This is a genomic window from Enterococcus crotali, assembly GCF_000633635.1.
GTDB lineage: Bacteria > Bacillota > Bacilli > Lactobacillales > Enterococcaceae > Enterococcus_L > Enterococcus_L crotali.
On record NZ_AYPQ01000007.1, the window covers coordinates 146,125 to 164,328 of the forward strand.

Below are 18,204 nucleotides of genomic sequence, written 5' to 3' on the forward strand. Positions count from 1 at the left end.
CAGAAAAAAGGTGATGGAATGAAACATTTATCGGTTTTAATCAAACCGGCATCTTCGCTGTGTAACCTTCGCTGTAAGTATTGTTTTTATGCCAATGTTAGCTCACTCAGAGAGGTTCGTTCGTATGGAAAAATGAAACATGAGATTGCGACAGCAATGCTAGAAAATATTTACCTCGATTTAGAAGATGGTGATGAATTAACTCTAGCTTTTCAAGGCGGTGAACCGACTATGGCAGGGTTAAGTTATTTTGAGCACATTACTGATTTTGTAGCTCAACAAAACAAACAAGTACATGTAAACTACGCGATTCAAACTAATGGCGTCATTATTAATGATCAGTGGTGTAAATTTCTAAAAAAACATAATTTTCTTGTAGGATTGTCCATTGATGGTCATCCGTTGTTTCACGACCTGAATCGTATAGATTCAAGAGGGAAAGGCACTTTTCATCTCGTTTTAGAAACCAAAAAACTCTTTGATCATTATGCTATTGACTACAATATTTTATGTGTATTAATGAGTCCGTTAGCAGATGAAGGAGAAAAAATCTTTCATTTCTTAAAGGAGCAACGAATTGATTATGTCCAGTTTATTCCTTGTTTAGAAGACCTGGATGCAAGAGGAGAAAGCAGCTATCCTTTGACACCAAGAGGTTTTGCCAAGTTTTATCAAAGAATTTTTAAACTTTGGCTGGATGAATTACGGACAGGACGATATATAAGTATCAAGTTATTTGATGATTTGATTAATTTGTTAGTTAGGCAGCAAGTAACTGCTTGTGGCATTCTGGGAAATTGCCAAGTTCAATACGTCATTGAAGCAGATGGCAGTGTGTATCCTTGTGATTTTTATGTTTTAGATGAGTATAGAATTGGCTATATTCAAGAGAATACTTTACGAGAATTGTTTGAACAGGATGTTTCCCATAAATTTATTTGTGAACGACCAGTGACTCCAGAAAAGTGTCAAAGTTGTCCTTTTCAGCAAATGTGCGGCGGTGGATGTAAAAGAATGAAGGACGCGGTATACATTGACGAATACGGTTATTGTGGCTATCAGAAACTCCTTCAAGAATTTATACCAAAAATAGAAGAAATATTGATTTTGTTGCGGGAGGTGAATATGTGATAGGAATTCTTTACTTTATTGTAATTGTCTTAGCCAATACTGTTGGAGCAGTTTCTGGAATGGGCGGTGGCGTAATCATTAAGCCTATTTTTGACTTCATTGGTGCGCATGATGTGGCAGCAATATCCTTTTATTCTGCCACTGCGGTTTTTACGATGTCCGTCGTTTCTACTACGCGTCAATTGACTAGTGGTCGCAAGTTTAATTGGAAAATTGTCAGTTGGGTATCTGTTGGAGCAGTGTTAGGTGGGATTTTTGGAAATCTAGCATTTGAGGCTTTTTTGAACTGGTTTGGAAATAATAATACCGTGCAATTGATTCAAATTACACTAACAATAATTACCTTGATTTTTGCTTTCATGTATACAAAATATAACTGGAAAAATTTTCAATTTACACATGTTATTTGGTATTTTAGCTGTGGTTTAATCCTAGGATTCTTAGCTAGTTTATTAGGTATTGGTGGTGGTCCAATAAATGTTTCGTTACTTATGCTACTGTTCTCATTACCTATTAAGGATGCAACTGTTTATTCTATATGTACAATTTTCTTTTCACAGTTTGCCAAATTGCTTACAGTTGCTCTTACGACAGGATTTAGTCGGTATGATTTAACAATATTGTGGTTTGTGATTCCAGCAGCAGTTATTGGGGGATTACTGGGGGCAAAACTCAGTAATGTTTTATCACCAGAAAAGGTTACTATTGTTTTTCAGAGTGTCATTCTTCTTGTGCTATTTATAAATCTTTATAATGCTTATCAAATATTATAGAAAGAAGGGAACGGGATGATTGCTATTCCAGAAGGAACGTTTCAAATTGGGACAGATCAACCAGATGGATTTCCTACAGATAATGAAGGTCCGAAAATAACTATCCAACACCCTGCATTTATGATTGATGAAACAACGGTAACCAATAAAGAATTTGCTTCATTCATTAAGGAAACTGGCTATATTACCGAAGCAGAGAAGTTTGGTTGGTCCTTTGTTTTTCATTATTTTTTGAGTGAAGAGACAAAAATGAAAAGTGAATTAGTTCCTAATATGGGCTGGTGGTACGCAGTAGCTGGGGCTGATTGGTCTCATCCCGAAGGAGCAGATTCTTCAATTGAAGCCAGGTGGGATCATCCAGTAGTTCAAGTCTCTCGAAATGACGCTGTTGCTTATTGTCAATGGGCTGGCAAACGACTACCTACTGAGGCAGAGTGGGAAATTGCTGCTAAAGGGGGAACTGAGTTTGAAAAATATTACTGGGGAGAAGAATTTTTAAAAGATGGTACTTACCAATGTAACATTTGGCAAGGTGATTTTCCGAGAACAAATACATTGGCAGATGGTTTTACCAACACGGCGCCCGCCAAATGGTATGAAGCTAATGCATATGGAATGTATCAACCTATCGGTAACGTTTGGGAATGGTGTAGTAACCCTGCACGAATTGATTTAACAGAATTTAAGGAAAAGGACAGTGCTTATTACTGGTCACACCATCAAATAACTAAAGATAAAACTTATGCCACACGCGGAGGGTCCTTTTTGTGCCACGCGTCCTATTGTAAAAGATATCGGCTTTCTGCCGGAATGGAAATACTGGAATGTCTGCTGCAAATAATTTAGGTTTTAGATGTGTGAAGTAATTTGACAGTTAAAAATTCAGTTGATGGTAAAGGATAAAACAGCTATTAGCTTAATAGTTTCTATTTTTGTTTAGATATTTAAATGCTCATCCTATAGGTCCCACATTATTGACCCAGATTTTTATATGATGAGTTTGTAGATTGACCCAGAAAATGACCCAGATTAATATGAAATTTGTTGATATCAATTGAAGTGAGTATGATTATATTTGCTAAGCAATTCTTGATTTTTAATTCGTGTTCTTAGTAAGTGACACATGCTATATCATATGACCAAGCTAAAGGTGCTTTAGCTAAATAATTAAATTTTTGTTGATTTATCAACGTTTATACTCACTCGGTTTGAGTGGGTATTTTTTTTGCTCTAATGCTATTATTAAAACAAATTCATAGTATTCCTCCTTGTGTTCATTTTTTTATAAAAGAGAAGACATCCATGAAATCCTTTTCATTCTTTGAAATAAAAATATGTACAAATTTATTCTATATTAGAAATGTATTGAAATCAATATGTGCTATTTACTTTTTTTAGGTAAAAAAGCTTGTTTATTTTAGGTTTGTTAAAAAAATTCCTAAGCGTTTGGCATAGAGAGGGCGTTCTTTCAGATTTAGATTTTTACATCATCTAAAAAAAATGTTATATTATTCTTATAAAGAAAGTGTTGTGGTCGTCTTAAAGTAGATTACTGTAATTAAATTTTTTTTTATCTAGCATATCGCTAGCCCTAGAAACAAAAGGAGGACAACGATGAAAGAAGAGCAAAGATTTGGGATAATGAAAAAATATGTCAATTGGGTTTTAGATATTGTTTTAGGCGTACTTGCCCTACTGATTTTGATTTTTATGATACGGCAATTATTTGATATCAGCACATTTATCACAAAACCAATGACACCTAAAAACTTATCGATCGTAATGCAAGAAGTAGTGGCATTTTTTATGTTATTTGAGTTTATTATGATGGTGATCCGCTATATTCAAGAAGGTCATCATATTCCGATCAGGTATTTGATTCTGATTTGTATTACGGCTATCTTAAGACAATTGATGGTTCTTCATGGTGATGCTGTACAAACCTTGTTATTATCTGTATCGATTTTATCACTCGTTATTGTACTATTTGTATTAAACCTAAGCGGCAATAAATCTTATGCAGGTTTTAAACCCCACTTAGATGAAAAAGAAAAACAATGATATAAAAGAGGTTGGGTCAGAAGGAGTTGCTTCTGATCCAACCGTTTATTCGTATTTAGATCCCGAAACAAAACTGTCTTTTAGTTTTGTTTCGGGATTTTTATATGAATACATGCTTTTAAGTCATCCTTTTTAGTAAAATTAAATAGATAACAAAGCAATCAGTCCGATGGCCAAGAGAACTTGAATGAGACCGACGGATAAGCCATAAATCAAAAAGCGTTTGCCTTCTTTAAAGAATTTCTGAAAGTCTAAACGTAAACCAATCGCAGCCAAAGCAGTGATTTCAAACCAGCCGCTAAAGAAGTGGGCAGTTTGACTTAATGCTTGGGGTAAATGGATCAGGCTGTTAAGAATACAAAATAAAACGAAACCAACAACGTACCATGGCAAGGCCGAACCTGTTTTCTTAGTAGTTGCTTCAGCTTGTGTAGGGGTGGTCGATATCTGTTGTTTAAACTGACTGAAAAGATAAACAACAACGACCAACAACATAATTCGCATGATTTTAAACAACATAGCCAGCTCGACAACTTGTCCATTGATCATACTTGCGCTTGCTACAACCTGTCCAACAGATTGCAGGGTTCCGCCGATCAAAGCACTTTTTGTAAGAATATCACTTCCATAAATAATAGAGCCGACGATTGGCAATAGCAGCATTAAAATAGTCCCTAATAAATTGACTAATGTGATGATCTGGCCTTTTTCTTCTTCTTTTGCGTGAATAGCTGGAGCAATCGAAGCAATTGCAGAAGAACCACAAACGGCATTCCCACCAGCCATCAATAAAGACATATTATCTGAAAACTGCATTTTTTTGCCAAGTACATAGGAAGCTAGAATGGTTAAGCTCATTTGTAAAAGAACAAAAATCCCGCCTTTGAGTCCGATTTGTGCAATAGTTTGAAAGGTAACGGTCGCGCCTAAGAGCACAACTGAAAATTCTAATAGTTTGCTCTCAGCTATTTTTGTGCCTTTTTCCAGAATAGGATTTTTTAAAATAGTATTACCTAATAAAATACCTAGTAAGATAGCGATCGTTGCAGCGCCTAAAGTCGGCAACCAGATTGCTGCTATTTTACTGATGATAGCGACAATAAAAGCGGTGAGCAGCCCAGGCAAAATCACCATCGATTTTGTTAAGTAAGAGTGTTTGGTATCTTTGTTTTTCACTAAATCATTCATCTTCTTTCCTTGTTTATCTATAAACCTAGTATAACGAAATAATTTGCATTTGAGAAATAAATAGTTAGAATAATATCTATAACTAAAACGAATGGAAGGGGTCTCTATGTTTAGATTACTGAAAACGTTTCGTAGTGTATACGAAACGAAGAATTTTTCAAAAGCAGCTGAACGATTATTTATTTCACAGCCAGCAGTTTCTAACCAAATCAAACAGTTGGAAGAAGAGCTAGCCATCCAGTTATTTGTTCGTAATGGACGGCAAGAGGTCATCACGACCAAACAAGCAGATATTTTGTATAATCATTTGCTTAACTTATCAGATGACTGGGAAGATACGCTACAAGCTTTGCGCATACAAGCAATGCCTAAAGAGACCTGCAGAATCGTTGCTTCAAATACGTTTGCTGTTTATTATCTGCCAGAATTGATGAAGCAACTGATGCGGCAATTTCCAGAAGTAGCGTTTATTCTAGATATGGATAATTCTGAACAAGTGTTGGATAAAATCGAAAAACATCAAGCGCATTTTGGTTTTATCGAAAAACCGCTAATAACCGATTTAATTATTCGGCAAGAGATTTTGTCGGATGAATTAGTTCATGCAGGTGATTTTTCTCAGAATCTGTGGTTAGTTCGAGAAGAAAACTCTGGTGTATTTCATTATACGGAACGTTACTTTTTGGCACATAACTTGAATCCTCAGAAGATGATCATCAAAAATAATGAAATGATCGTCAGATGTTTGGAAGAAGGAATAGGTCAATCGATCATATCGAAGAAAGCATTACCTAAAAACGTAAACTGGCATTCTTTAGGTCAAGAGTACCAAAGAAGTTTTTATTTCATTAAGAGACAACATATTGAATCAACGCAATTGCGAGAAATCGATAAGTTCGTAAAGGACTACTACTAAAAACGTGGAGGTCAAGACATGACGCATAAAGTTATGTCTTGACCTCCATATTTTTTTACGCTCGGAAAGAAATTTAATTTCTTTTATTTTTAAAATATATTTAACTTGAAATTAAGTTTCATAAATGATATGATTTGTGCACAGGAAGAAAGCGCATTCTTTTTTGGGTTAGTGAAGCTTTTAATTGAAGGAGGAAGCAAAATGGAAATTTCTATCGGCATTATTCTGATTTTATGTATTTACACTGTAATAGGTGTATTAGACCAAATTTCTATCCAAATTGGTCCATATACACCGTTATTTGCTGCAACATTTACTGGTTTGGTCTTAGGAGATGTTCAAACAGGTTTGATGATTGGGGCAACTTTACAATTGATGACACTTGGTGTGGCGACTTATGGCGGAGCAACGGTGCCGGATTTTCTTTCTGGCGCGGTAATGGGAACAGCCTATGCGATTATTTCAGGTAAAGGTGCTGAGTATGGGATCGGGGTTGCAGTACCAATAGGATTACTGTTGACACAATTAGATATTCTAGGACGCATGACGAATACTTTTTTCCAACATAAAGCAGATAAATATGCAGCTGAGGGAAATTATAAAGGCGTGGAACGTTGTAATGTGCTAGGTATTTTTCCTTGGACCTTGTCTCGTGTGATCCCAGTTTTCATTGGATTAGCCTTTGGTGAACAAGTTGTAACGGTGATCAATGAATGGATTCCAATGTGGGTCATGAATGGTCTAAAAGCAGCAGGTGCAATTTTGCCAGCAATGGGGATCGCTATTTTGATGCGCTACTTACCCATCAAAACCTACTGGCCGTATTTTATTATTGGTTTTGTATTACTTGCGTATGGGGCGGCCTTTTTCTCTGTATTAGGTGTAGCACTAGTTGGTCTAGCGTTAGCGGCGATTTATGTGATGAATCAAAACAATAAAGGGAGTGCAACACCAGCTGGCACAGTTGTTTATGAAGACGATGAGGAGGTAGAAATCGATGACTAACAAATTAACCAAAAAAGATATTAATAAAGTATATTTGAGAAATCTCTTCAGCTTACAATGGGGTTGGAATTATGAAAAAATGCAAGGTATTGGGTATGCCTATGTGATTATGCCAGCGTTGAAACGCTTATATGGCAACGATCCTGAAAAAATGAAAAAAGCACTTAAAACACAAATGGGCTTTTTCAATACAACACCAGCCATGTCGCATTTGATCATCGGAGCAGATATGGCATTAGAAGAGAAAATCGGGATCGAAGATGATCAGGCGATCACAGGCTTAAAAACAGGTTTGATGGGTCCGTTTGCTGGCGTAGGGGATACACTTTTCATTGCGATCTATCGAGCAATTGTTTTTTCGATCGCTGCTTATATGGCCCAAGGTGGACAAGCTTTTGGGTTAGCGATTCCGATCATTGCTGGAGCAGCAGTTTTATGGGTACGTTATAAATTTACTTGGATCGGGTACAACCAAGGGAAAAAAATTGCCACAGAATTTGCTGATAAGATGAAACTTTTGACACAAGCAGCAGCAATTCTCGGATTAACTGTTGTTGGAGGATTGATTCCTTCTGTGATAACTTATAAACTAGAGTTGACCTATAAAATGGGAGAAGTCACTTTGTCTATTCAAGAGATGCTGGATAAAATTTTACCAGCCTTGATTCCGTTGTCGATCGTTATGATGTCTTATTGGTTATTAGGAAAGAAAAAAATGAATTCGACCCGTTTGATTTTTGTCTTGATTTTACTCGGAATGGTTTTAGGTAATTTACAAGGAATCACATCTTGGATCGGAAATCTATTTTAAAAGAAAAGGATGATAAGGATGACAATAGAAAATGCACGTGTGGATGAACGCTTGATCCATGGACAAGTGGCAACTGTTTGGACAAATACTCTAGGAGCTCAAAGAATCATGGTGGTCAACGATTTAGCAGTTAAAGATCAACTGCAGATCGGCGCACTAAAAATGGCAAAACCTGCTGGCGTAAAACTATCTATTTTATCAAAACGAAAAGCAATTGAAAAAATCTTAGCTGGTAATTACGATGATGAAAGGGTCTTTTTGATTACCAAAGATATTCAAGATATGGCTGATTTGATTGATGGCGGGGTTCCATTAAAAGCATTTAATGTAGGGAATATCTCGCAAAAAGAAGGAAGCAAGCCTATCAAGAAGTCGGTGGCAGTAACTGAAACGGATATCCAAACAATTAGGCGTTTGGACGGACAAGGCATAAAAATTACGGCACAAATGATTCCATCTGAATCTGATGAAACGATTTTAAATTTTATTAAATAAAAAGCAGGAGCTGAAGCTATATGGATGCTATCAAAATCATACGACAAAAATACAAGGATTTTTCTAAGGTCAACCGAAAGATCGCAGATTATATATTAAAAGATCCAACATTGGTTCTTTCATTGACCGCCAATGAGATCGCATCCAATAGCGGGACCTCCCCTGCTTCAGTGACGCGTTTTTCTAAATCACTGACATTTGATAGTTGGGAAGAACTAAAGCTTGCAATCGCCACAAAACAAGGCGCTGAACACACGCCAAAAGCAATCGATCCGATTGTCGCGGCAACTGATTCTATCGAAACACTCTGTGCAAAGGTCGAATCTTTGCTAAATACAACAATTGAAGATTTATTTGATTTGATCGACAAACAAGCACTGAAACGATCGATCGATGCAATCAAACAAGCAGAAACTGTTTACTTGATCGGAATAGGCTCTTCATCATTAACAGCTTATGATTTGTATCATAAATTCAATCGGGCAGGAAAAAAGGCTGTGTTCAACTATGATGTGCATATGCAATTTGAATTTCTAAATTATTCTAAACCTGAGGATGTTCTGATTGCTATTTCATATAGCGGGCTGTCAAAAGAAGTCTTGATTGCCTGTGAGATTGCTCGGCAAAATAAAAGTAAAATTATTTTTATCACTAGAAATGAAAGTGAGCGAATCGTAAAAGTGAGCGATGAAGTTCTGCTTGTTCCAGCGAATGAACATTTACTAAGAGTTGGGGCCGTGGCATCCATTGCTTCAACGATGGCAGTAGGCGATGTCCTCTATTTAGGCTCGATTCAAGATGATTTAGAGACAACGATCGAAAAAAATATGATGGACACAAGAAAACTTGTAGAGAAATTGAAAGAAAAGTAGGGATGAAGGATGAAGCTGGATGAATTGACCACTGAATCACGGAATGCAGCAAGTATGAATATCGATCAATTATCAACGATCGAGATGGTAAAACTGATCAATCAGGAGGATCAAAAAGTCGCCTTAGCAGTGGAAAAAGTTTTACCTGAATTGGCTGAAGCAATTGACCAAGCAGCAGCACGTTACCAAAAAGGCGGCCGACTGATTTATTGTGGTGCAGGAACATCGGGTCGCTTGGGAACCCTTGATGCGATTGAGTTAACGCCAACATATAGTGTTTCGCCAGATAAGGCATTCGGTCTAATTGCTGGTGGAAAAGAAGCGATGTTTCAAGCAGTTGAAGGAGCAGAAGATTCAAAAGTATTAGCTGAAGCGGATTTAAAAAAACATGAGCTGACGTCTGAGGATGTGGTTATTGCGGTTGCTGCTAGTGGTAGAACACCTTATGCTATTGGTGCAATAGAATATGCTAAAAAAGTCAATGCTTTGACGATTGCTGTGACTTGTAATGAAGCCAGTGAAATGAATAGAATCGCCGCAATCGGTATTGCACCCGTTGTTGGACCAGAAGTAATCACTGGTTCAACTCGTATGAAAGCAGGTACTGCTCAAAAAATGGTTTTAAATATGTTTTCAACCGGAATCATGGTCAAAGTAGGAAATGTCTATCAAAATCTAATGGTGAATGTCCAACCAACAAATGAGAAACTAGTTCAACGCTCCGTTCATATTATTCATGATGCAACTGGCGTTGATTTGACCACCGCACAAAAATATTTGGAAAAGGCACAAAATCATGTAGCTGAAGCAATCGTCATGATCAAAGGGCAAATCGATTTAACTGAAGCGCAAGAACTGTTGAAGCGCCATAATCGACGTATCTCAGACGTTCTTGGTGAACTAACAAAAGAATAGAAACAGAATAAGTAGTTTGAGTGGAGGAGTTAAAATGAAGCCTAAATTGATTTTGATGAGCCATGGTAATATGGCGGCTGAAACACTACGATCAGCCAAAATGATTGTTGGAGACTTGATATCAGCTCAAGTTGTTTCGATGACGGATACAGACGGTATGTCTGGTACAGTAGAAAAATTAACACAAATACTTGATGTTTTAGGAGACGTACCAGTGTTGATCTTAGCGGATCTAAAAGGCGGTACACCTTGTAATGTAGGCATGATGCAAATGAGTGAACGGCCGAAATTACGCGTGTTATCTGGTTTAAACCTGGCTATGGTAATCGAAGCTGCGGTGTCGCCAATAGAAGAAATCGATGCGTTAGCAGATTATCTATGCGGGATAGGTAAGAATGCTGTAGAAAAAATTGAGCTTCCTGAATTTGATGAAGAAGAGGAGTATGAAGAATAGAAATAAAGCGGAGTTAAATCAAGAGCATGTAAAAAGAATAGTTATAAAAAGCGTTTGAGAAATGTCCGAACGCTTTTTTAGCATGAACGACCATGATATAATAAAATTTCATAAAAAAGGGTAGAATAAGTGGAGTAAAGCTCAGACCAATGACTACCGAGTGCTGCTTAAAAGTATTTGTTAGTCGTTCGTAATGAGTTGAACTGAAAGGAACATGCTAGTGGAATCATTAAATTATTTGATAAAGGTTCTTGCAGGAATCAGTCAGTCACCATTGGAAAAGGTGCAAATTGAGGAACAAAACAAAGAATATGAGGGTGTAACGTTTTCAATAGGGAAACAAACATTTAGAAGCAGAAAAGCAAAACGAACACCGAAAAAAGCGGGGTATTTTGTTGTTTTTTGGGAGAAAGACGATCAAAATAAAAATCAGCCGTATGATGGACGAACAGCACCAGACAAATTAGTGATTACTGTGTTCGATCAAGAAAAAAAAGGGCAATTTATCTTTCCTAAAGAACTTCTAATAAAAAAAGGAATCTTAAGTCATGAAAAAGTAGTCGGAAAGATGGCCTTGCGCGTTTATCCTACTTGGCTTGACGAATTAAATCGTACAGCGTCAGCTACTCAAAGGTGGCAAGCACCTTTTTTTATTGATTTGACGGCTAAACCTGATGTTGAGAAATTAAAAAAGCTGTATTTTGATCAAGCAAATGAAGAGGTTAAATAAAAATAGACTGGAAATAAGCCTGATTGCTTATCTCCAGTCCTAATAGTCATCAATAAAGAAAATACAAACAATGAATTCGTATAAAAGGAAGTATCGAAAAAGGTTATGTTGTTTTTAATCATTGTGTTTTCTTAAAGAATACTTGGGAGTAGTACTTGACTATTATTTTGAAAAAGGCATGCTTACAAATTAAATCATCCAGGAGAATGGGTAAAAGGCTGGTTGGGATCAGCGTTTTATATAGTCAATGGTTGGTTGACAGTTATATATTATGATTTAAAAATGTAAGCATGTACCTCTTAAGATAGAAACGAATAAACAAAAAATGGCGTTGGACACACATCCAACGCCATTGTAAGTTCAATAAATAAGCATAAACATCTTCAAGTCAGAAAAAACTAGTATAAACCTCTAGAAATTTCCGTCAAAATTGAGTAAAATGGAAGATGTCAATGTATAAATATTGGCTTAAGCAACTTGATTGGTCAGGTGTTCACTGACTGTTCAGGGCTTCATGATTTAGTTGGTAGCTAAATTGTGAAGTGCTTTTTTTTATCCTATTCGTTTCTATCTATGTTCCATTTTATAGGAAAACCCTTTTAGGGTCAATAAAGTGTTGGAAAAAACTTACTTTATTTATTCGATCAATAGGAAGATTCGCAAAAATCATATCTGCCTAAAAGAGTGAAATAAAGTAATCGTTCACATTATCCGATAGAAATCATCAGGAAAATAGTAAGGGACGATAGGGTAAAGCTGCACTTTATTTTGTGAAAGTAATCTTTTTTGATCAGTGATTGATCATCCCTACTTTAAAAAAAGCATTTATTGGCGTAAAATGAAAGTGGATACAAAAATGAATGGATTAATGAGGAGTAAAAAATGCTGATAGAACTGATTATAGTGCTGACGGTTTTTACCTATGGCAGTAATTTTATTTTATATTTGATTCTTAGAACAAAAGAAAAAATCCAAGGAATCGAAAAATTATCGATTTTTTTTGGTGTAAATATGACAATATTACTTTTAGACGGTGTTTTTTTGTTTATTGGAAAAGCGATAGCCGATAGTGGGGTTGCAGTTTTAGAATAGTGAAATCGCAAGCTTAAATGAATTGTTTTTGGGGGAAGTATGTTTAGAATTGGAGAGTTTTCAAAATTATCACAAGTGTCGATTCGGATGCTTCGTTATTATGATGATCAAGGATTGTTAAAACCAGCAAAAGTCGATCAGCAAACGGGCTATCGATTGTATCATGTCAAACAACTGTCTGTTCTGCAGAAAATCGTTTTATTAAGGGATCTTAAATTTTCTTTGGCGGAAATAAAAGAGTTGGTTCATGAAAATGAAGACACTGGGTATTTTCGAGAATGTTTGGATAAAAAATACGTGCAAATAGAATCTGAGATAGCAACTGAAAAAAAGCGATTGGAAAAAATTCGGCAAACGATCAAACAAATAGAGTATCCGCAGCCAGTTTATTATCCAGTTACTTTTACGAGTACGCCTAGTGAGAAAGTAATTAGTTTGCGTAAAATAATACCTGATTATTTTCAAGAAGGAGCATTATGGCATGAGTTAGGAGCATACTTAAAGCCGTTAGCACTTGAATTGGTGAGCAGCACGCCGACTAATTTCACTATTTTTCATGATGAAGGATATCAAGAAGAAAATGTGGATTTGGAAGTTTGTTTAAAAGTAAAGCAATTAATTGCTGTTTCTAAGCCATTGAACTGCTACCAAACAGAGCCAATTCCTTTGGTAGCATCAATATTTGTCTCTGGACCTTATCAGAAACTAAAAGAAGCATATGCTTATTTTGCTAAGTGGTTGGATGAACATGATGAATATGAGATGCTAGAGCCGACAAAGCAAATTTCCCATCGTGGTCCATATGAAGAAGAAAATCCTGAAAACTATCTAACTGAAATACAAATCCCTATAAAAAAAATTATCCTTGACTCTCACACCATGTGAGGGTCTATTCTGTGTATACAGGAGGGATAAATATGCAAAAATACAGTGTAAAAGCAATCGGTCAGTCAATCAGTAATGAGGAAGGATTTTTTGTTCAATTATTCTCAGAGTATAAAGTGGGGCTGAAAGGCCTACAAGGGTTTAGTCATCTAAATGTGCTCTATTGGTTTGATCAGCTTGATTCACCTGAAATGCGTGAAATATTAGAGACAGAGCAACCGTATAAAGAATCACCCAAAACCATGGGAACATTTGCAATCAGAGGACCGATCCGCCCCAATCCAATCGCCTTTTCGGTAGTAGAAATTTTAGCGATCGATGAAGAACAGGGACTGATCCAAGTGGGGTATTTAGATGCAGAAGATGGCAGTCCCATTTTGGATTTAAAACCTTATACACCAAGTATGGATCGAGTGGAGGCACCCACAGTTCCTGTATGGTGTGAAAAATGGCCTAAAAATATTGAATCTTCAGGTGATTTTGATTGGGCGAGTGTATTTAATTTCGAGTAGAAATGAATGAAAAGCTATTAGATTTTAGAATGAGGTGAAACTATTTCTAGTTTTGCTTCATTCTTTTTTTATAAGATTTCGGCTAAAAGTCCTATATGAATGACGTAGATTTTCTGATAAGGTACAATAGAAGGAAACAACAGGAGGTCAAAAAATGGCAAAAATCATGATCATAGAAGATGAGACAACAATTCGTGAACTAATCAGCGAAGAGCTGCAAAAATGGCAATTTGATACATTTGGAACAACTGATTTCAATCATGTTTTAGAAGATTTCCAAAGAGAAGATCCACAATTGGTATTGCTAGATATCAATCTTCCAGTATTTGACGGGTATTATTGGTGTCAGAAAATCCGTGAGATTTCTAAAATTCCGATTATTTTTATTTCCAGTCGAAATACAAATATGGATATGATCATGGCGATGAATATGGGGGCTGATGATTTTGTCACAAAACCATTTCAAATCGATGTACTGATAGCAAAAATCAATGCACTCTTACGTCGTTCATATAACTACTCAGAAGTTGGCAGTGAGATCATGTCCCATAATGGTATTACCCTAAATGTGGATAATGGCAGTATGGAAATCAATGGTGAAGTGATCGATTTAAGCAAAAATGAATATCGACTGCTCTATATTTTGATCAAGAAACACGGCAAGATTTTAACACGAGAAAAATTGTTGCGCGCTTTATGGGAAGATGAACGCTTTGTGGATGACAATACATTGACCGTCAACATCAATCGTTTAAGAAAAAAAATTGAACAAGCCGGTCTTGAAGGATATATTGAGACCAAAGTGGGACAAGGCTATATCGTGCCATAGAATAGGAGCAGAAAATGACAATTGGTAAGTATTTAAAAGATCATTGGTTGTTATTGATCGGCTGGTTATTTTTTATTGGAGTGACTTGTTTTATTTTGTGGCTTTCTCCAGATATGGTAGTGAATCCATCGATTATTGGGTATTTGGTCTTATTACAAGGGTTGTTTTTACTTTTATTTTTAACCATCGATTATTCATTGAAAAAAAGCTGGTGGCGTTCTTTAGATATTTCAGAACATCCGCCGTCTTTACAACACTATCTAGGTGAAGCATCAAAAGCAGAAGAAAAACTGGCTCAAGACTATATTAATGGCTTGTTAGTGGAGCACCAGCAAGTCATGCAGCAGGCAATCAACAATCAACAGGATCAAAAAGATTACATCGATTCTTGGGTCCATGAAATCAAAGTACCGCTGGCGGCAGTCAATTTGATCTTACAATCGATTGAAGATGATATTCCTGAAAAGAAATATTATCTAGTTGAAAATGAATTGAGCAAAATTGATGAGTATGTAGAGCAAGTCCTTTATTATGCTAGACTAGATAGTTTTTCCAGAGATTATTTGATTCAGGAATACTCATTGAAAGAGATCGTTCAATCAGTGATTCGAACGCAGGGGAATTATTTTATTCAAAAGAACCTGCATTTTTCGATTGAAGGAAATGATCAAATGGTTTTAACAGATGCTAAATGGGTAGCGTTTATTTTTAAGCAATTAGTCAGTAATGCAATCAAGTATACGCCTGCTGGCGGTGAGCTCACAGTTACTTTTTCAAGAACGAAAGAAGGTGCTTGGTTATTTTTGAAAGATACTGGCATTGGTATCCCAAAAGAAGATCAGCATCGTATTTTTGACAAAGGATTTACGGGCGAAAATGGCCGGACGAGTGAGCAGCATTCAACAGGCTTGGGATTATACTTAGCGAAAAGTCTTGCTGATAAACTAGGACATCAACTGATGATGGAATCTGTTGAAGGTGAAGGGACAACGATGAAGCTGTTGTTTCCGTTTTTAAGTTATTTTAATGAGAGAAGATAATAGAAAAGCTCTGAGAAGTAGTGGCTGATTTCTCAGGGCTTTTTGCTACTTTTTCCGGAAAATGAGAGAAATTCTATTGAACTTTTTTCTATCTTATAGTTGTATAGCAAACGTTTTTATTGTTAGACTTAACACATCACACTTGATAGGAGCATATTATGGAGATATTAGTAGCGTTGATCCCAATGTTTGCTTGGGGCAGTATTGGTCTTGTCAGCGGTAAAATCGGTGGTAGTGCCAATCAGCAGACGCTTGGGATGACGATTGGTGCGTTGTTCTTTTCAACGATTGTCTTTTTCGTTATTCAGCCGGTGATCACTGTACAAATGATTGTGATCGGTATTTTATCTGGTCTATTCTGGAGTGTTGGACAAAATCAGCAATTTCACGGGATGAAGTATTTGGGTGTATCGGTTGGTTTACCTGTTTCAACTGGGATGCAGTTGATCGTCAATACGATTGCCGGAGCGGTCTTTTTTCATGAATGGAAGGGTAGTCGAGATTTTCTTTTAGGCTTTATTGCACTGGGCTTATTGGTATTAGGTGCTTATTTAACGGCTAGGCAAGATGATGATAGTGGGGTAAAAACAACGAATTCGATGTTGGATTTTAATAAAGGCTTGCGGGCATTGATTTTTTCAACGATCGGTTATGGTGCATATACGATTATTATCAATGCGGCAGGACTTGATCCGATGGGGATCATTTTACCGCAAAGTATGGGGATGTTGATCGGTGCCAGCTTCTTTGCCTTTAAAAAGGTCAAGCTGGATCGCTATGTTTGGCGGAATATGAGTTGTGGTCTTTTATGGGGCTTAGGGAATATCTGTATGTTGTTGACGATGCGTCAACTTGGTTTGGCAATCAGCTTTTCATTGTCTCAAATGGGGATTATTATCTCAACCTTAGGCGGAATCTATCTACTTGGGGAGCACAAGTCTAAAAAAGAAATGAGATATGTCATTATTGGTTGCTTATTCGTTATTTTAGGTGGTATTCTTTTAGGGTATATGAAAGCGTAAATGTCATATTTACGCTTATTTTTATGAGGTTATTTGCAATTATTATACTAGAAAATGGATGGATTTATTGGAGGAAAAGTAATGTCGATGTTTCGGAAAAAAGAGCTGACTGCGGTCTCAAGTGAGCCAAGTTCTATGAAAAAGGATTTAAAAACAATGGATTTGATCATGCTAGGGATCGGAGCAATTGTTGGGACAGGAATTTTTGTCGTGACTGGCGTTGCGGCTGAACAATATGCAGGACCTGCATTGTCGCTTTCATTTTTAGTTGCGGCCGGAGCGATTATTTTAGCTGGGTTATGTTATGCAGAATTTGCATCAAGAATTCCAGCGATTGGTGGACCGTACGCCTATATGTATGTTGTGTTTGGCGAACTTGTTGCCTGGATGACGGGCTGGTTAGTGATTTGTGAGTTCTTTCTAGCAGTTTCATCTGTCGCGTCAGGCTGGTCAGGTTATGTTCATGGTTTTTTAAATAGCCTTGGTGTGGATCTACCTAAAGCCTTAAGTGGTGCTTATAATCCAGCAAATGGGACCTATGTTGATTTGATTGCAATGCTGGTACTTTTAGCAGTTACTTTTTGGGTATCGTTAGAGACCAAAACGGCTTTGCGCTTGAATAATGTGATGGTATTTGTTAAATTTGGAATCATTGCACTCTTTTTAGTGGTTGGTATTTTTTATGTGAAACCAGATAAATGGCAGCCATTTATGCCTTTTGGTTTTTCTGGTGTAGTAAGTGGTGCTGCGGTTGTTTTCTTTGCCTTTTTGGGATTTGACGCCGTGAGTATGACAGCGGAAGAAGTGAAAAATCCGCAAAAAGATATTCCAAAAGGTATTATTGGTTCGATCATTATTGCCACTGTTTTATACGTGATCGTTACTTTGATTTTAACTGGAATCGTACCGTTTGATGCACTTGGTGTGAAAGATCCAGTAGCCTTTGCGATGCGTTTTGTGCAGCGTGATGGTGTGGCGGGTGTGATTTCTGTTGGGGCGATTTTAACGCTTTTGACCGTAACGATTTCGATGATGTACAGTCTGGCTAGAATCATTTATGCTATCAGTAAAGATGGTTTGTTACCTAAATTTATGAGCAAGATCGATGAAAAAAATCGCACGCCGAAAAATGCGACATACGTGGCAGGCCTTTGCACCATGATTTTTGCAGGGTTCGTACCAATGGAACTGTTAGCTGAGTTGACGAATATCGTGACGTTGATGTATTTGATCGTTATGGCGATCGGGATTATTCGTTTAAGAAAAGTAGCGGGCGATCCTAAACCGGGGGAATTTAAAATTCCTTTTGTCCCGTTTGTCCCGATTTTATTAGTGATCGTTAGTATTGGCTTGATGCTACAACTACAAGCGGCAACTTGGAAAGCTTTCGCAATAGCATTAGTTTTAGGCTTTGTTATTTACTTTGCTTATGGCTACAAACATAGTAATGAAGGTAAAATGAAAAACTAAACG

Annotated in this window: 19 protein-coding genes and 1 pseudogene; 19 read left to right on the top strand and 1 reads right to left on the bottom strand. The window is 36.8% G+C overall.

Annotation, left to right across the window (positions count from 1 at the left end; translation table 11 throughout):
• Positions 1 to 18 precede the first annotated feature (18 nt).
• The 4 genes and pseudogenes from V192_RS0115590 to psiE all read left to right on the top strand — a co-directional run bounded on the left by V192_RS0115590 (position 19) and on the right by psiE (position 3,965).
• A complete protein-coding gene (locus V192_RS0115590; RefSeq protein WP_025873256.1) occupies positions 19 to 1,131 on the top strand; it encodes a radical SAM/SPASM domain-containing protein in 1,113 nt (370 codons plus the stop codon).
• Positions 1,128 to 1,904: a sulfite exporter TauE/SafE family protein gene (locus V192_RS0115595; RefSeq protein WP_025873257.1), complete on the top strand. Its 777-nt coding sequence runs from the start codon at positions 1,128 to 1,130 to the stop codon at positions 1,902 to 1,904. Before V192_RS0115590 ends, V192_RS0115595 begins: the two co-directional genes overlap by 4 nt.
• 15 nt (positions 1,905 to 1,919) lie before the next feature.
• Positions 1,920 to 2,770 (top strand): annotated as a pseudogene (locus tag V192_RS20455) (formylglycine-generating enzyme family protein).
• Between the two features lie 748 nt (positions 2,771 to 3,518).
• Entirely contained in the window at positions 3,519 to 3,965 is a 447-nt protein-coding gene (gene psiE, locus V192_RS0115605; protein WP_025873258.1) for a phosphate-starvation-inducible protein PsiE, read from the top strand.
• Between the two features lie 141 nt (positions 3,966 to 4,106).
• On the opposite strand, the gene V192_RS0115615 is transcribed toward psiE, so the two are convergent.
• Positions 4,107 to 5,153, bottom strand: coding sequence for a YeiH family protein (locus V192_RS0115615; RefSeq protein WP_025873259.1), 1,047 nt, complete (start codon positions 5,151 to 5,153; stop codon positions 4,107 to 4,109).
• Positions 5,154 to 5,259: 106 nt separating this feature from the next.
• Between V192_RS0115615 and V192_RS0115620 the strand changes: the two genes are divergently transcribed.
• From V192_RS0115620 to V192_RS0115690, 15 genes are all read left to right on the top strand, one after another.
• Complete coding sequence (locus V192_RS0115620) at positions 5,260 to 6,069, top strand: LysR family transcriptional regulator (RefSeq protein WP_029948294.1); 810 nt, start codon at positions 5,260 to 5,262, stop codon at positions 6,067 to 6,069.
• A 201-nt stretch (positions 6,070 to 6,270) separates the two neighbouring features.
• Positions 6,271 to 7,074 carry a PTS mannose/fructose/sorbose/N-acetylgalactosamine transporter subunit IIC gene (locus V192_RS0115625; protein WP_025873260.1) on the top strand — a complete coding sequence of 268 codons (804 nt, stop codon included), beginning with the start codon at positions 6,271 to 6,273 and terminating at the stop codon, positions 7,072 to 7,074.
• Entirely contained in the window at positions 7,067 to 7,885 is an 819-nt protein-coding gene (locus V192_RS0115630; protein WP_025873261.1) for a PTS system mannose/fructose/sorbose family transporter subunit IID, read from the top strand. Before V192_RS0115625 ends, V192_RS0115630 begins: the two co-directional genes overlap by 8 nt.
• Before the next feature lie 18 nt (positions 7,886 to 7,903).
• Positions 7,904 to 8,380, top strand: coding sequence for a PTS sugar transporter subunit IIB (locus tag V192_RS0115635; RefSeq protein ID WP_025873262.1), 477 nt, complete (start codon positions 7,904 to 7,906; stop codon positions 8,378 to 8,380).
• Between the two features lie 20 nt (positions 8,381 to 8,400).
• Positions 8,401 to 9,252, top strand: coding sequence for a MurR/RpiR family transcriptional regulator (locus V192_RS0115640; protein ID WP_025873263.1), 852 nt, complete (start codon positions 8,401 to 8,403; stop codon positions 9,250 to 9,252).
• Positions 9,253 to 9,261: 9 nt separating this feature from the next.
• Positions 9,262 to 10,167 carry an N-acetylmuramic acid 6-phosphate etherase gene (murQ, locus tag V192_RS0115645; RefSeq protein ID WP_025873264.1) on the top strand — a complete coding sequence of 302 codons (906 nt, stop codon included), beginning with the start codon at positions 9,262 to 9,264 and terminating at the stop codon, positions 10,165 to 10,167.
• A 34-nt stretch (positions 10,168 to 10,201) separates the two neighbouring features.
• Positions 10,202 to 10,621, top strand: coding sequence for a PTS sugar transporter subunit IIA (locus V192_RS0115650; RefSeq protein ID WP_025873265.1), 420 nt, complete (start codon positions 10,202 to 10,204; stop codon positions 10,619 to 10,621).
• A 220-nt stretch (positions 10,622 to 10,841) separates the two neighbouring features.
• Positions 10,842 to 11,351 carry a MepB family protein gene (locus V192_RS0115655; protein ID WP_025873266.1) on the top strand — a complete coding sequence of 170 codons (510 nt, stop codon included), beginning with the start codon at positions 10,842 to 10,844 and terminating at the stop codon, positions 11,349 to 11,351.
• Positions 11,352 to 12,233: 882 nt separating this feature from the next.
• Complete coding sequence (locus V192_RS0115660; RefSeq protein ID WP_025873267.1) at positions 12,234 to 12,443, top strand: hypothetical protein; 210 nt, start codon at positions 12,234 to 12,236, stop codon at positions 12,441 to 12,443.
• Between the two features lie 39 nt (positions 12,444 to 12,482).
• A complete protein-coding gene (locus V192_RS0115665; protein ID WP_025873268.1) occupies positions 12,483 to 13,328 on the top strand; it encodes a MerR family transcriptional regulator in 846 nt (281 codons plus the stop codon).
• A gap of 32 nt (positions 13,329 to 13,360) precedes the next feature.
• Positions 13,361 to 13,840, top strand: a complete 480-nt coding sequence (gene tsaA / locus V192_RS0115670; protein ID WP_025873269.1) for a tRNA (N6-threonylcarbamoyladenosine(37)-N6)-methyltransferase TrmO — start codon at positions 13,361 to 13,363, stop codon at positions 13,838 to 13,840.
• Positions 13,841 to 13,994: 154 nt separating this feature from the next.
• Positions 13,995 to 14,669, top strand: a complete 675-nt coding sequence (sapR, locus tag V192_RS0115675) for a two-component system response regulator SapR (RefSeq protein ID WP_025873270.1) — start codon at positions 13,995 to 13,997, stop codon at positions 14,667 to 14,669.
• Between the two features lie 14 nt (positions 14,670 to 14,683).
• Complete coding sequence (sapS, locus tag V192_RS0115680; RefSeq protein ID WP_025873271.1) at positions 14,684 to 15,709, top strand: two-component system sensor histidine kinase SapS; 1,026 nt, start codon at positions 14,684 to 14,686, stop codon at positions 15,707 to 15,709.
• Between the two features lie 158 nt (positions 15,710 to 15,867).
• Positions 15,868 to 16,731: a GRP family sugar transporter gene (locus V192_RS0115685; protein WP_025873272.1), complete on the top strand. Its 864-nt coding sequence runs from the start codon at positions 15,868 to 15,870 to the stop codon at positions 16,729 to 16,731.
• Between the two features lie 81 nt (positions 16,732 to 16,812).
• A complete protein-coding gene (locus V192_RS0115690) occupies positions 16,813 to 18,201 on the top strand; it encodes an amino acid permease (protein WP_025873273.1) in 1,389 nt (462 codons plus the stop codon).
• The last annotated feature ends 3 nt before the right edge of the window (positions 18,202 to 18,204 follow it).